Source organism: Streptomyces regalis (genome assembly GCF_001509475.1).
GTDB lineage: Bacteria > Actinomycetota > Actinomycetes > Streptomycetales > Streptomycetaceae > Streptomyces > Streptomyces regalis.
Genome location: NZ_LLZG01000198.1, coordinates 1 through 13,446 on the forward strand (window position 1 = coordinate 1; position 13,446 = coordinate 13,446).

14 protein-coding genes and 1 riboswitch are annotated in these 13,446 nt (G+C 71.4%); of the genes, 6 read left to right on the plus strand and 8 right to left on the minus strand.

The annotated features are described in order from the left end of the window. The first annotated feature begins 131 nt into the window (after positions 1-131). The 3 genes from ADL12_RS21800 to ADL12_RS21810 all read left to right on the plus strand — a co-directional run bounded on the left by ADL12_RS21800 (position 132) and on the right by ADL12_RS21810 (position 4,973). Entirely contained in the window at positions 132-2,591 is a 2,460-nt protein-coding gene (locus tag ADL12_RS21800) for a SpoIIE family protein phosphatase (protein ID WP_062704357.1), read from the plus strand. Positions 2,592-2,679: 88 nt separating this feature from the next. Next, positions 2,680-3,912 (plus strand): PP2C family protein-serine/threonine phosphatase, encoded by a 1,233-nt coding sequence (locus tag ADL12_RS21805; RefSeq protein WP_062704358.1) that lies wholly within the window; start codon positions 2,680-2,682, stop codon positions 3,910-3,912. Between the two features lie 335 nt (positions 3,913-4,247). Next, positions 4,248-4,973 carry a lysophospholipid acyltransferase family protein gene (locus ADL12_RS21810; protein WP_062704359.1) on the plus strand — a complete coding sequence of 242 codons (726 nt, stop codon included), beginning with the start codon at positions 4,248-4,250 and terminating at the stop codon, positions 4,971-4,973. A gap of 23 nt (positions 4,974-4,996) precedes the next feature. Here the strand turns inward: ADL12_RS21810 and ADL12_RS21815 are convergent, their stop codons facing one another. From ADL12_RS21815 to ADL12_RS21845, 7 genes are all read right to left on the minus strand, one after another. After that, positions 4,997-5,767, minus strand: a complete 771-nt coding sequence (locus tag ADL12_RS21815; RefSeq protein ID WP_062704360.1) for an urease accessory protein UreD — start codon at positions 5,765-5,767, stop codon at positions 4,997-4,999. Continuing rightward, on the minus strand, positions 5,755-6,432 hold the full coding sequence (gene ureG / locus ADL12_RS21820) for an urease accessory protein UreG (protein ID WP_062704361.1): 678 nt from the start codon (positions 6,430-6,432) through the stop codon (positions 5,755-5,757). The genes ADL12_RS21815 and ureG overlap by 13 nt, the downstream gene beginning before the upstream one ends. 198 nt (positions 6,433-6,630) lie before the next feature. Next, positions 6,631-7,305 carry an urease accessory protein UreF gene (locus ADL12_RS21825; RefSeq protein WP_062704362.1) on the minus strand — a complete coding sequence of 225 codons (675 nt, stop codon included), beginning with the start codon at positions 7,303-7,305 and terminating at the stop codon, positions 6,631-6,633. 14 nt (positions 7,306-7,319) lie between these two features. After that, on the minus strand, positions 7,320-9,041 hold the full coding sequence (locus ADL12_RS21830) for an urease subunit alpha (protein ID WP_062704363.1): 1,722 nt from the start codon (positions 9,039-9,041) through the stop codon (positions 7,320-7,322). Further along, positions 9,034-9,345 carry an urease subunit beta gene (locus ADL12_RS21835; protein ID WP_062704364.1) on the minus strand — a complete coding sequence of 104 codons (312 nt, stop codon included), beginning with the start codon at positions 9,343-9,345 and terminating at the stop codon, positions 9,034-9,036. Before ADL12_RS21835 ends, ADL12_RS21830 begins: the two co-directional genes overlap by 8 nt. An 11-nt stretch (positions 9,346-9,356) precedes the next feature. Continuing rightward, complete coding sequence (locus ADL12_RS21840; RefSeq protein WP_010355509.1) at positions 9,357-9,659, minus strand: urease subunit gamma; 303 nt, start codon at positions 9,657-9,659, stop codon at positions 9,357-9,359. Between the two features lie 88 nt (positions 9,660-9,747). After that, positions 9,748-10,398 (minus strand): TetR/AcrR family transcriptional regulator, encoded by a 651-nt coding sequence (locus ADL12_RS21845; protein ID WP_062704365.1) that lies wholly within the window; start codon positions 10,396-10,398, stop codon positions 9,748-9,750. Between the two features lie 113 nt (positions 10,399-10,511). Here ADL12_RS21845 and ADL12_RS21850 point away from each other — a divergent pair, with 113 nt between their 5' ends. Further along, entirely contained in the window at positions 10,512-11,495 is a 984-nt protein-coding gene (locus tag ADL12_RS21850) for an ABC transporter permease (RefSeq protein ID WP_062704366.1), read from the plus strand. Between the two features lie 89 nt (positions 11,496-11,584). Here ADL12_RS21850 and ADL12_RS21855 read toward each other — a convergent pair whose 3' ends face one another. Beyond that, positions 11,585-11,872: a type II toxin-antitoxin system Phd/YefM family antitoxin gene (locus ADL12_RS21855; RefSeq protein WP_062704367.1), complete on the minus strand. Its 288-nt coding sequence runs from the start codon at positions 11,870-11,872 to the stop codon at positions 11,585-11,587. A gap of 68 nt (positions 11,873-11,940) precedes the next feature. On the opposite strand from ADL12_RS21855, the gene ADL12_RS21860 reads away from it, so the two are divergent. Together ADL12_RS21860 and ADL12_RS21865 are read left to right on the plus strand one after the other, a co-directional pair. Then, a complete protein-coding gene (locus ADL12_RS21860; protein WP_062704368.1) occupies positions 11,941-12,576 on the plus strand; it encodes an ATP-dependent Clp protease proteolytic subunit in 636 nt (211 codons plus the stop codon). Between the two features lie 7 nt (positions 12,577-12,583). After that, the gene (locus tag ADL12_RS21865) at positions 12,584-12,892 is read left to right on the plus strand and encodes a hypothetical protein (RefSeq protein ID WP_062704369.1); all 309 of its coding nucleotides are present in this window, start codon (positions 12,584-12,586) and stop codon (positions 12,890-12,892) included. Between the two features lie 357 nt (positions 12,893-13,249). Continuing rightward, positions 13,250-13,444: riboswitch (cyclic di-AMP (ydaO/yuaA leader) on the plus strand. Positions 13,445-13,446: the final 2 nt, after the last annotated feature.

Consider the following 13,446-nt stretch of genomic DNA (forward strand, 5'->3'; position numbering starts at 1 on the left):
CAACCCAGCCGTCCCCCCAGTCCCCCTACTCCCCGCACACGCCCGGCCCCCACAAAGAGGCAGCGTTGACCGGAAGGGTGAAGATGGGGACATGAGGTGGTAGACCGCTCTCAGCGACAGAGAGGTCGGCCGTGGGCACAGACGAGGAGCGGGGCGTTGCCCGGCAGGGGTTCGACGTGGCGGACGCCGTGCCTGTGCTGCTTGATGCGCAGGGCCGGGTGACGGGGTGGACCACGGACGCGCAGCGACTGCTGGCGTACGCGGCCTCCGAGGCGGTGGGAAGGAGCGTCGCCGAGCTGCTGAGCTCCGAGGACGCGGAACGGATACCGGAGCTGATCGAGCGGTGCCGCGCGGACGGCGGCTGGGTGGGGCTGCTGACAGCCCTGCGCAGGGACGGGCTGCGGGTCAGGCTCATGGTGCGGATCACCGCGGCCCAGGACACCCAGGGCCCCTCACGCTGGCTCGCGCTCCTGTCGGAGCTCGACGAGGCGCCCGGCTGGGACATGAGCCGCGCCGTACTGGAGCAGATGGTCGCCCGCTCCCCCGTCGGCATAGCCATCGTCGACACGGACCTGCGGTACGTCTGGTCGAACAGCGCCCTCGCCCAGTACGGCGGCGGCCCGCCGACCCGCCGGCTCGGTCTGCGGCTCGCGGACATCCAGCCCGGCCTGGACGCCGAGTCCATCGAGGCGCAGATGCGCCGCGTGCTGACGACCGGCGAACCGATCGTCGGCTACGAGCATGTGGGCCACGCCCGCTCCGCACCGCTGCGCGAGACCGCGCACATGATGTCGTTCACCCGGCTCGACGACGGCCAGGGCCACCCCATGGGCGTCTACTACACGGTCGAGGACATCACCGACCGGCACCGCGCCCGGCAGCGCCTGGCCCTGCTGGACCGGGCCGGCGAGCACATCGGCCGTTCCCTGGACATCACCCGCACCGCTCAGGAGCTGGCCGACGTGGCCGTGCCGGGACTGGCCGACCTGGTCACCGTGGACCTGCTGGAGTCGGTGCTGCGGGGCGGGGAGCCCACCGCCGGGCCGCTGAGCGACACGGATCCGGTGCCGCTGCGCCGCGCGGGGCACAGTTCGGCCACCGCGCGGGTGCCGGAGGCCGTCGTCGCCATCGGCGAGGTGGTCACCTATCCGGCGGACTCGCCTCCGATCCGCTGTCTGAGGACCGCCAGGTCCTGGCGCGAGGAGAGACTGAACCCCCTCGGCGAGGCGTGGACCCAGCACGCGCGCGGCGGGCGGGCCGCCATCTTCCTCGAGCTGGGCCTGCACAGCGTGATGATCGTGCCGATCCGCGCGCGGGGCGTCACCCTGGGCGTGACGACCTTCTTCCGCCGCCACCGCCAGGAGGCCTTCGAGGAGGACGACCTGAACCTGGCCGAGGACCTCGTCTCACGGGCGGCCGTCTGTGTGGACAACGCCCGGCGCTACACGCGGGAGCGCGACGCGGCGCTGGTCCTGCAGCGCAGCCTGCTGCCGCACCAGCTGCCCGAGCAGGAAGCGCTGGAGGTGTCCGCCTGCTACCGGCCGGCCGACGAGCTGACCGGCCTCGGCGGCGACTGGTACGACGTCATCCCGCTGTCGGGCGCCCGCGTCGCCCTGGTGGTGGGCGAGGTGCCCGGGCACGGCATCGACGCCGCCGCGGCGATGGGGCGGCTGCGGACCGCCGTACGGACCCTCGCTCTGCTGGATCTGCCGCCCGAGGAGGTGCTGGCCCATCTCGACGACCTGGTCGCGCGGTCGGCCCGCGAGGAGGCCGTCCAGATGGGCGTGGAGGAGGCCGCCATCACTCAGTCCGTGGGGTCCGGGTGCGTGTATGTCATCTACGACCCCGTCGACGGGCAGTGCACCATGGCCGCCGCGGGCCATCCGGCGCCCGCGGTCGTGCGGCCCGACGGCGGCGTGACCTTCGTCGATCTTCCGCAGGGAGCGCCGCTCGGGGTGGGAGGACCCCCGTTCGAGTCGGTCGAGCTGGCTCTGGCGGCGGACAGCATGCTCGCCCTGCACACCGACGGACTGCTGGCGCACGGGGACGACTGGGCCATCGACTCCGACCGGGACCGGCTGCGGGCGGCCCTGGAGCGGCGCGCCGACTCGCTGGACCTGCGCTGCCGGACCGTGGTCGACGCGCTGGTCCCGGACCGCCCGCACGACGACGTGGCCCTGCTGATGGCCCGCACTCGCCTCCTGGGCGCCGAGCAGGTCGCCGACTGGGACCTGCCGTCCGACCCGGCCGCGGTCGCCGACGCGCGCAAGACGGCCGCCCGGCAACTGTCGGAATGGGGCCTCGAGGAACTCGCCTTCACGACGGAGCTGGTCGTCAGCGAACTGGTCACCAACGCGATCCGGTACGCCACCGGCCCCATCCGGCTGCGCCTGATCAGGGACCGCGCGCTGATCTGCGAGGTTTTCGACGGCGGCGCCACCGCCCCGCACCTGCGCCATCCCCGCACCACCGACGAGGGCGGGCGCGGGTTGCTGCTGGTCTCCCAGTTCACCCAGCGGTGGGGCACTCGCTTCGTCCCCGAGGGAAAGATCATCTGGGCCGAACAGTCCCTGACGGATCCGTCACCCTGACCTGCCGCATTCGCGCAAATGTAGTACATCGGTACATAAGTCGCAGAGCGTGGGAGACTGGTCCGATCCCGGTGGTGAGGCGGGAGCCATGAACGAGAAGGCGATCGACTACGAGGCGGTGTTCCAGGGCCTGCCCGGAATGGTGGCGCTGCTGACGCCGGAGCTGGTCTACGCCGACGCCAACGAGGACTTCCAGCGCCTGTCCGGGCGCTCCCGCGCTGAGCTGGTCGGCCGGTACATCTTCGACGTCTTCCCCGACAACCCCAACGACCCCACCGCCACCGGCATGCGCGACGTCCAGGCGTCGATGCTGCGCGTGGTGGCCACCGGCGAGCGCGACACCATGGCACTGCAGCGCTACGACGTCGAGGATCCCACCCGCCCCGGCCAGTGGGAGGAGCGCTACTGGAGCCCGGTCAACGCGCCCGTCTTCGGCCCCGACGGGCGGGTGGCGCTCATCGTGCACCGGGTGGAGGAGGTCACCGAGCTCATCCGCCTGCGCGGCAGGCAGGGTGGCAACGGCCGGGCGCGGGTCCTGGAGGCCGAGCTGTACACGCGCGCCCGCGAGCTGCAGGAGCTCAACGAACGGCTGCGGCAGGCCCACGCCCGCGAGCGCGAGGTGGCTCTCGCCCTGCAGGAGGCGATGCTGCCCGCCGGCCGGCAGGTGAGCAACCACCGGGCCGCCGTGCGCTACCGGCCCGCGGTCGGCGCGCTGAACGTGTGCGGCGACTGGTACGACGTGGTCGACCTGGTGGGCGGCAACCGTATCGGCGTGTCCGTGGGCGACGTGGTCGGCCACGGCCTGGCCGCCGCCGGTGTCATGGGTCAGCTGCGCAGCGCGCTCAGCGCCACCTCCCGCGTCGCCGACGGCCCGGCGCAGGCGCTCGACGTGCTGGGGCGGTACGCGCATGTCGTCGACGGCGCCGAATCGGCCACCGCGGTCACGACGTTCGTCGACTTCGACGCCCACACCGTCACCTACAGCAGCGCGGGCCATCCGCCGCCGGTGCTGATCCACCCCGACGGCCGCGTGGAGTTCCTCGACCTGGCCACCGACCCTCCCCTGGACGCCCGCCCCGACCCGATCCCGAGACCGCAGGCCGTCACCACCTTCACCAGCGGCGCCACGCTGGCGCTGTACACCGACGGCCTGATCGAACGCCGCCGCGAGGACATCGACTCCGGCCTGACCCGCCTCGCCGACGCCCTCGTACGCCACCGCACGGCCGACCCCGAGCCCCTCGCCGACGCCGTCCTGCTGGAGCTGCTGCCGCCGGGAGGCGCGACGGACGACACGGCGCTGATCATCGTACGGTTGTGATGAACGATGTGATGAACGAGCAGACGAGACGGTTCCCGGCAAGGGCGGGCGGCCTGCCACCCGGCAACCGTGATCACGCCAAACCACGTCACCGGGTTGCCGCAGGCCGGTTCGTGACACCAGGCTGGTCCGGCGGTCCTCCCCACCCGCAAGTGACGCTGCCCGCCAAGTTCCTGACATCCAGTCAGGACATTCGGTATGGGGCGGCACCCGTCCGACCCGACCCGGTTCCGGCCTGTCACCCCTGCGCCTACACTGGCAGCCCCACAGCACGCCGGTTGACCTGCCAGAACGCGGCGGTTGGAAGTGATCCGCCGGAGTGAGGAGCGACCCCTTTGTTCTACTACGTACTCAAATACGTGTTGTTGGGCCCCCTGCTGAGACTGGTCTTCCGCCCTCGAATTGAAGGCCTCGAGCACGTGCCGGCCACCGGTGCGGCGATCGTCGCCGGCAACCATCTGTCGTTCTCGGATCACTTCCTGATGCCGGCGATGCTCAAGCGCCGCATCACCTTCCTCGCGAAGAAGGAGTACTTCACAGGCCCGGGCCTCAAGGGACGCCTGACCGCGGCCTTCTTCCGCAGCGCCGGGCAGATCCCGGTCGACCGCACCGGCAAGGAGGCGGGCCAGGCCGCGATCCGCGAGGGACTCGGGGTCCTGAGCAAGGACGAACTCCTCGGCATCTACCCGGAGGGCACCCGCTCGCACGACGGCCGGCTCTACAAGGGCAAGGTCGGCGTCGCGGTGATGGCGCTCAAGGCGCAGGTCCCGGTCATCCCGTGCGCGATGATCGGCACGTTCGAGGCGCAGCCGCCCGGCAAGGTCATCCCGAACCTCCACCCGGTGACGATCCGCTTCGGCAAGCCCCTGGACTTCTCCCGCTACGCCGGCATGGAGAACGAGAAGGCGATCCTGCGTGCGGTGACGGACGAGATCATGTACGCGATCCTGTCGCTCTCCGAGCAGGAGTACGTCGACCAGTACGCGGCCGTGGCCAAGGCCGAGGAGGCCGCCGCGAAGGTGGAGAAGGAGCGCAAGTTCCCTCGGCTGCCCATCAGTTGACCTGGACTTGCCGTCGGCGGCGCTCAGTCGAGTGACTCGAGCGCCTCGTCGAGCAGCCTGCGCAGCCGCAGCGCGTCCGCGGCCACGGCGCTCACCAGAGCGGCGGGGCCGGCCAGCGGCACGACGGCGGCGTTCTCCCCCAGTACCCGCGCCGCCACCGGAGCCTCGGCGAACTCGGGCCGTACGACGACGAGTTGCCCGACGGCCCGATGCCCGCCGAGCCCTGCGGGCCCGTCCCAGCCACCCGGCGCACCGGGCCCACAGGCAAGTTCCTGATCGAGAACAACCCGACCCGCGGCACTCACCCGGATCCGACTACTGAGCCGCCCCGGCTCCTCCCCCACCCGCCCGAGCACCTGCTCCTCACGCAGCACGAGCCGCCCCGCCGCGCCGACGTCGACGCGAGTCGTGACGTACAGATCACTTCCCCGGGCGGAGATCAACTGCTCGGGCAGCCAGTGCAGTTCGCCCCCGTCGGCGACGGAGAGCCGTACGTCGTAACGGGCCTCGCTCTTGCTCTGTCCCGGCAGCGCGATGGTGGCGGCCGCCGACCCGACGCGCAGCCGGGCACCGGGCGCCACGTCGGCCTCCACGGTGAAGTGGTCGCCGCCGAGGGGCCCGCTCATCGCCCCGACGAGCATGACCCGCGCCTGCGCGCCGCTCCCCCGGGTCCGCCGGAGCGCCAGCGGCCCGTCGCCCTCGAGCACCGGCAGCGAGGTGCCGCCGCGCCCGTCGTCCCGGGCGGCGATGCGCGCGACGGCCCGTACCCCACCGGCCACGGTCACGCCGTCCAGGCCGCGAGCCGCGTCCGCACCCAGTCGGCGACGTCGGTCACGCCGGGTTCGCTGCGGAGCGACTGGAAGACGACCGGCAGTTCGGCCCGCTGGGTCTTGGCGTCGGCCGCCATCCGCGCCAGGTCGGAGCCGACGTACGGCGCGAGGTCGGTCTTGTTGACGACGAGCAGATCGGCAGTGGTCACCCCCGGGCCGCCCTTGCGTGGAATGTCGTCCCCGCCGGCGACGTCGATCACGAAGATCTGCGCATCGACGAGTCCCTTGGAGAAGGTGGCGGTGAGGTTGTCCCCACCGGACTCGACGAGGATGAGGTCGAGGGGACCGACCTCGTCCTCCAGGTCCTCGACGGCTTCGAGGTTCGCGGAGATGTCGTCCCGGATCGCGGTGTGCGGACAGGCCCCCGTCTCCACGGCCGTGATCCGCTCGGGCGGCAACACGGCCTCCCGCAGCAGGAACTCGGCGTCCTCACGCGTGTAGATGTCGTTCGTGACGACGGCGAGGGAGAGCTCGTCACGCAGGCCACGGCAGAGCGCGGCGACGGTCGCGGTCTTGCCGGACCCGACGGGCCCGCCGAGTCCGATACGGAGAGCTCGGCGCGATCCGTCGGGACGGCGAGCGTCGGCGCTGACGGCGGAGGGGCCGTCGTGGGAGTGGTCGAGGTGCATAGGGCGGCTCCTTTGGCTTTAGCCCGTCCGGCGTTTGAGGGCGAGGCCCGTTCAGGGCCGAAGCGGGGTCTGGGGCGGCAGCCCCAGCGGGGTCCAGGGGCAGAATCCTGGCGGGGTCGAAGGGGCAGCGCCCCTTCAGGATGGGACGGGTAGGGGCGGCGGGGCGAACACGCATCCATCAGCGGCTCCGCCGCGGGCCTACGACGCGAACAGCCGCACAGCCCAAGCCGCATGCACCTCCGCCCCGATCTCCAGCAACGGAGCCGAAGCGGCGGGCAACTCGTCGACTCCCCCCTCGACGACCAGTCGCCCCGCCTCCACCGCCCGGTCCACCACCCGGTCCAACTCCGGCGCCAGCCGGGCCAGCACCGCCGTGGCGTCGAAGGGATCGAGACTCAGCAACCGCACCGTCGCAGACGCCGGCCCACTCACACCCTCGTACGCCGCACAGTAGGCCGCCTCGACGGCCCCCAACCCCGCCGCCCGGGCCACGACGCCCAGCACGACCGGCTGATGGGCCCCCTTGGGAAAACGCCGAGCAAGGTCGTCCAGCTCCTGAGACGGCCACGTCGCCCGGGCGGCCCGCATCAACTGCCGCCCCAGCTTCCGCGCGGCAAGCCGCAACGCGGGCGACGGGGTACGGGCATCGGCGGCCTCGTCCAAGGCCACCGCATCGACGCCGAGCGCGGCTGCCGCGGCGAGCGAGGCCGCGACCAGCCCCGCCGTGTGCAGCCGCCCCCGGCAGAAGTCCTCCAGGCTCGCGGCCCCCGTGATCCGCCCCGCCTTGACGGCCTCCTCCGCCCCGCCGGAGTGCGCATGCCCCCCGGCGGGAAAGCGGCCGTCGGCCAGGACGAGAAGTGCTGCCCGTGACATCGACAACCCAGCCCTCAGAACAGGAAGTAGCGCTGGGCCATGGGCAGTTCGGCGGCAGGCGTGGCCTCCACCAGCTCCCCGTCGATGTGCACGGCGAAGCTGTCGGGGTCCACCCGCACCTCGGGCCGCGCGTCGTTCTGACGCATGTCGGCCTTGGTGACTCCGCGCGTCGACTCGATGGCCACGAACTTCTTCCCGAGCCGAAGCCGCTCCGCGAGCCCGTCCTCGAGGGCGAGCGGCGCCACGAAGTTGACGGAGTTCGAGGCAGGAGCCCGTCCGATCGCGCCGAACATCGGGCGGGGCAGGATCGGCTGCGGGGTCGGTATGGACGCGTTGGCGTCGCCCATCTGCGCGTACGCGATCTGCCCGCCCTTGATGACGAGGTGCGGCTTGACGCCGAAGAACGCCGGCTCCCACAGCACCAGGTCGGCGAGCTTGCCGGTCTCGACGGAGCCGACCTCGTGGGAAAGCCCCTGGGCGACCGCCGGGTTGATCGTGTACTTGGCGACGTACCGCCGCACCCGGTGGTTGTCCGCGCGCCCGTCCCCGGGCAGCGCGCCCCGCCGCCGCTTCATGACATGGGCGGTCTGCCAGGTCCGCATGACGACCTCACCGACTCGGCCCATGGCCTGGGCATCGGACGAGATGATCGAGATCGCGCCGAGGTCGTGGAGGATGTCCTCCGCGCCGATCGTCGAGGGGCGGATGCGGGACTCCGCGAAGGCGAGGTCCTCCGGCACCGCCGGGTTGAGGTGGTGGCACACCATCAGCATGTCGAGGTGTTCCTCGGCGGTGTTGACGGTGAACGGCCGCGTCGGGTTCGTCGAGCTCGGCAGCACGTGCGGCTCGGAGACCACGGTCATGATGTCCGGCGCGTGCCCGCCGCCCGCACCCTCGGTGTGGTATGCGTGGATGCCGCGTCCGGCGATCGCAGCGAGCGTGTCGCCCACGAAACCGGCCTCGTTCAGCGTGTCCGTGTGGATCGCGACCTGGATGCCGGTCCGGTCGGCGACGGTCAGCGAGGCGTCGATGACGGCCGGGGTGGAGCCCCAGTCCTCGTGCAGCTTGAGGCCGAGCGCGCCGCCGCGGATCTGGGACAGCATCGCCTCGTGGGAGACGGTGTTGCCCTTGCCCAGCAGGCCGAAGTTGACGGGGTGCGCCTCCATCGCCTCCAGCATCCGGGCCAGATGCCAGGGGCCAGGCGTGACCGTGGTCGCCTTCGAGCCCTCGGCGGGTCCGGTGCCGCCGCCGATCAGCGTGGTGACGCCGGCAGCGAGCGCCTCGTCGGCGATCTGGGGGCAGATGAAGTGGACGTGCGCGTCGATGGCGCCGGCCGTGAGGATCCGCCCGTTGCCCGCGATGATCTCGGTCTCGGGGCCGATGACGAGGTCCGGGTGCACCCCGTCCATCGTGTCGGGGTTGCCCGCCTTGCCTATGCCGGTGATCCGGCCGTCGCGGATGCCGACGTCGGCCTTGACGATGCCCCAGTGGTCGATGATCACGACGCCCGTGATGACGGTGTCGGGGGTGCCGTCTGCGCGCGTAGCACGCGACTGGCCCATGGATTCGCGGATGACCTTGCCGCCGCCGAAGACGGCCTCGTCACCGGCGAGCCCGGGACCGCCGCAGCGGTCCTCCTCGATCTCGACCAGCAGATCGGTGTCGGCGAGCCGGATGCGGTCGCCGGCGGTCGGGCCGAACAGGTCGGCGTACGCGGCACGGGAGATCTCAGGCATCGAGGGCACCTCCGGTCTCCCCGCGCAGTCCGGGCACCACACGGGCGCCGGTGAGCGGGACGAGTTCGACGTCGACGGGGATCCCGGGCTCGAAGCGCACGGCGGTGCCGGCGGCGATGTTCAGCCGCTTGCCGCGGGCCGCGGCGCGGTCGAAGTCCAGGCCGGGGTTGGCCTCGGCGAAGTGGTAGTGGGAGCCGACCTGGACGGGCCGGTCGGCGGAGTTGAGGACGGTCAGCCGGGTGACCTCACGACCCTCGTTGTAGGCAATCGGGCCGTCGGCGAACAGGATCTCTCCGGGAATCATCGAGGCCCCCTTCAGACGATCGGGTCGTGGACGGTGACGAGCTTGGTGCCGTCCGGGAAGGTCGCCTCGACCTGGACGTCGTGGATCATCTCGGGGATGCCCTCCATGACGTCGTCCCGCGTGAGCAGCTTGCGTCCGGAGGCCATGAGCTCGGCGACCGTACGGCCGTCACGGGCGCCCTCGAGGATGTGCGACGTGATGAGGGCGACGGCCTCGGGGTGGTTCAGCTTGAGCCCGCGGGCCCGGCGCTTCTCGGCCACGTCGGCCGCCACGTGGATGAGCAGCCTCTCTTGCTCGTGCGGGGTCAGTTGCACGTCCCACCTCACAGTCCTCGCTCCGGACCGTGCGGGGTCCGGTTGCCTCAGCCGCCGGGCAAAGTCCCTGGTGGCGTGGATCGGCAGGCTAGTTGGACCGAGTTTCAAGCAAGTTAACCGAGCTGTGATCCTGCACGCTCATCAGCGCCCGTAGACCGTCCCGGAGGACCTCGACCGGCGCGGGCCCGAACAGGGCCTGCTGTGCGAGGAAGCCCATCGCGGCGGCCATCATCGTGCGGGCCACGTGGTCCGGGTTCACGTCCGACCGCATCATCCCCGCGTCCTGGTACGCCTGGACGATCCGCGTCCAGGTCTCCTGCACGGTGCCGTAGCCCTCGCGCAGGAGGGCCGCGAGCTCGTCGTTGCGGAGCGTCTCCGTCCACACCTGGATGACCAGCCGGGGGAACGCGGGCCGCCCATCCACGGTCACGGACTCCTTGGTGGCGAGGACGCGACTCATGACCGACGACACCAGGAGGTCCGGAGGCGGGGGCGGGCTGTTGCGGGTCGCCTCCTCGAAGCCCTCGCGGACCTGGCCGAGCACTTCGCCGACGATCGCGACGATGAGCTCCTCCTTGCCGCTGAAGTAGCGGTACACGGCCCCGGCCGACAGGTCGACCTCCTTCAGCACGTCCTGCATGGACGTGGCGTGGAACCCGTTGCGGGCGAAGCAGCGGGCGGCGCCGTCGAGGATCTGCCGGCGGCGGGCGTCGAGGTGTGCCTGGGATACGCGGGCCATGGCAACAAAGTAAAACGAACATTCCTTCTTGACAAGGAGCCGCATGCGCGGGACGGTGGCGACACATCTAAAACGAACGATCCTTCTTTTTAACCGGCCCTCAGGGAGTTCCCATGTCCACCCGCCGCCTGATCGCGGTCGTCGTCCTCGTCCCCGCCCTCGCCGCCCTCGCCCTGTGGGCCTTCACCTGGCCCGCCGCCCGCACGGCCCCCCGCGACCTGCCGCTCGGCGTGACAGGTCCGGCCGCCGCCACGGCCCAGGTGGAGAAGCAGCTGAGCCGGCACGAGGGCGCGTTCGAGATCCACCGCTACGCCGACGAGGCCGCTGCCCGGGACGCCATCGAGGACCGGACCGTATACGGCGCGATCGTCGTCACCGCCCAGGGCCCCGAACTGCTGACCGCGTCGGCGGCGAGCCCGGTCGTCGCCCAGACGCTCCAGCAGGCGGTGGCGCAGCAGGCGGCGGCCACCGGCAGCCAGGTCAGGACGGTCGACGTCGTGCCCGCCCCCGAGAAGGACCCGCGCGGCGCGGCCCTGACCTCGAGCGTGCTGCCGCTGGCGCTCGCCGGCATGGCGGCGGGCATGATGGTGACCCTGCTCGGACTGCGCGGCCTGCGCGCCGTGACCGCCCTGATCGGCGCCGCCGCCCTGGTCGGCCTGGCCGCGGCCGCGGTCGCGCACAGCTGGCTGGGGGTCCTCACCGGCGACTGGTGGGCCGAGGCAGGGGTACTGGGCCTGGCGACCCTGGCCGTGAGCGGTGGCGTGGCGGGACTGGCCGCCCTCATGGGCCCCGCCGGGGGCGGGATCGTGGCGGCCGTGGTGATGCTGTTCGGCAACCCCTTCTCCGGCGCCTCCTCGGCACCCCAGTTGCTGCCCGAGCCGGCGGGCGCGATCGGCCAGTGGCTGCCGCCGGGCGCGGGCGCCACCCTGCTGCGCTCCGTGTCGTACTTCGACGGCGCGGCGGCGACGGGCCCGGCCCTGACGCTGACCTGGTGGGCGGCGCTGGGCCTGGGAGCCGTACTGCTCGGGAGCGTGCTCAAGGCACGCCCGAAGGCCGATGAGCCCGCGCCCGAGAGGGAACTGGCCACCCTCGGCTGACCCCCGGCCCTACCGAAACGACCGTGCACCCCCGCTGCAGCGGACGGGGGGCACGGTCTTTTTTCGTCTCCGGAAGTGCGAAAGCCGCCTTACGAGGGACCCGCCCCCCGATGCTCGGCCGCGATTCCGAACCGCTGCCGTTCGCGGGGAGCGGACGCCACTTCGCGGACGCTGGAGACAGCGCTGACGACCTGCTCCTCGGCGAGCTCTACCGGCTCCCCGAGCTTCTGAAGTCGTTCGAGGTCAGAGGCGGAGACAAGGGCGACGAGGGGCTTTCCGTGGCGCGTCACGACGACGCGTTCACCGCCGTACACCACGCGATTGATCAGATCGGCGAGCTCAGCCCTGGCTTGCGTCACCGGAATCTCGTAGGACATGCTCCCCACATTACGTCATGTACGTCCTGTACATTTTTTACAGACACCCCGGCAAGGGAGCGTGAGCCATGACCCGACCGACCGCCCGCCATGTGCTGCCCGAGTTCACCGAGCGCACGAGTTTCGGCACCAGGACGCAGGACCCGTACTCGAAGCTGCTGGAGGAGCGGATCGTCTTCCTCGGCACGCAGGTCGACGAGATCTCGGCGAACGACGTGATGGCGCAGTTCATGTACCTGGAGCACAAGGACCCCGACCGGGACATCTCGCTCTACATCAACTCGCCCGGCGGCTCGTTCAGCGCCATGACGGCCATCTACGACACGATGCAGTACGTCACCTGTGACGTGGAGACGATCTGCCTGGGCCAGGCCGGGTCGGCCGCCGCGGTGCTGCTGGGCGCGGGGACCGCGGGGAAGCGATTCGCGCTGCCGGGGGCCCGGATGGTGATCCATCAGCCGGGGCTGCCCGAGCCGATCGAGGGCCAGGCGAGCGATCTGGCCATCCAGGCCGACGAACTGACGCGCGTTCGGACCCGTCTGGAGGAGCTGCTCGCCCGGCACACCGGGCGCAGCCGCGAGCAGGTGACCGAGGACATCGAGCGGGACAAGATCCTGACCGCCCAAGAGGCGGTGGAATACGGGCTGGTGGACCGGATCATCCCCAGCCGCAAGGCCACCCTCGCCCCGCCGACGGGGCGGTGATCGGCCGGTGCTTCCACCCGAGTTGCCGCCCCTGCCCGCGCTGACCCGCGCGGAGGGCGAGTTGATAGACAGTTACCTCGATGTGGTGGACCTGCTCGGCCGTATCAACCCGGCACAGCACGGCGACACCTACCGCGGACTGCGCGCCGCCCAGGCGCTGGTCGGCAAGGCGACCGCACTGCGGGACGCGCTGGCGCTGATGCACCAGCGGGGCGAGAACGAGCTGCACGCCCCCACGCTGGCGCGTGCGCTGCGCGTGCTGGACGGGGAACGCCGCACGGCTCGCGTCACGGTGCCGCCGCGCTCCGACAGTTGACGACCCGTACAGACCGGTTCCGGACGCCCCGGCCCGCTGACGAGGCGTCCGGAAGGGAGCTGAAACCGACCAAAAGGCGTACCCCCTTTCGGCGTATTAACCTGTCCAATTGCGCACCCTCCAAGGTTGCGCAACAGGCATGGCCACAAGGCGGAATGGGACGCTCCATCGCTGGTCCGGGGCTCGCCGGGCACCTGGACACCCAGTCGGACAAGGGGGTGTCCACCCGAACGGGCGAGTGGTGAGTAACACCACAAATCCCCGGTTCCGTTGGTTATTTCGTTCATTCGTGCGTCAAGATCCCTGTCTGACGACAAGCCCCCGCCACAACGGCGGGGCGATCCGGGCGGACGCCGAGTCCTGCCGCCGCCCGGATGACCGGTCGACAGGAGTGGATCGGCAGGAGTGGAGGACCCAAGCAAGACGGGTCGCCGGAGCGGACGTTCGTTCGATCCGAGCAACCCTTGGGGTGAAGCCGTGGCAACGCGGCCGGGCAACTTCGCCAGCCCGAATCCGACAGGTCATCCTTCACAGGCGGCTGACGAAGGGTTGCG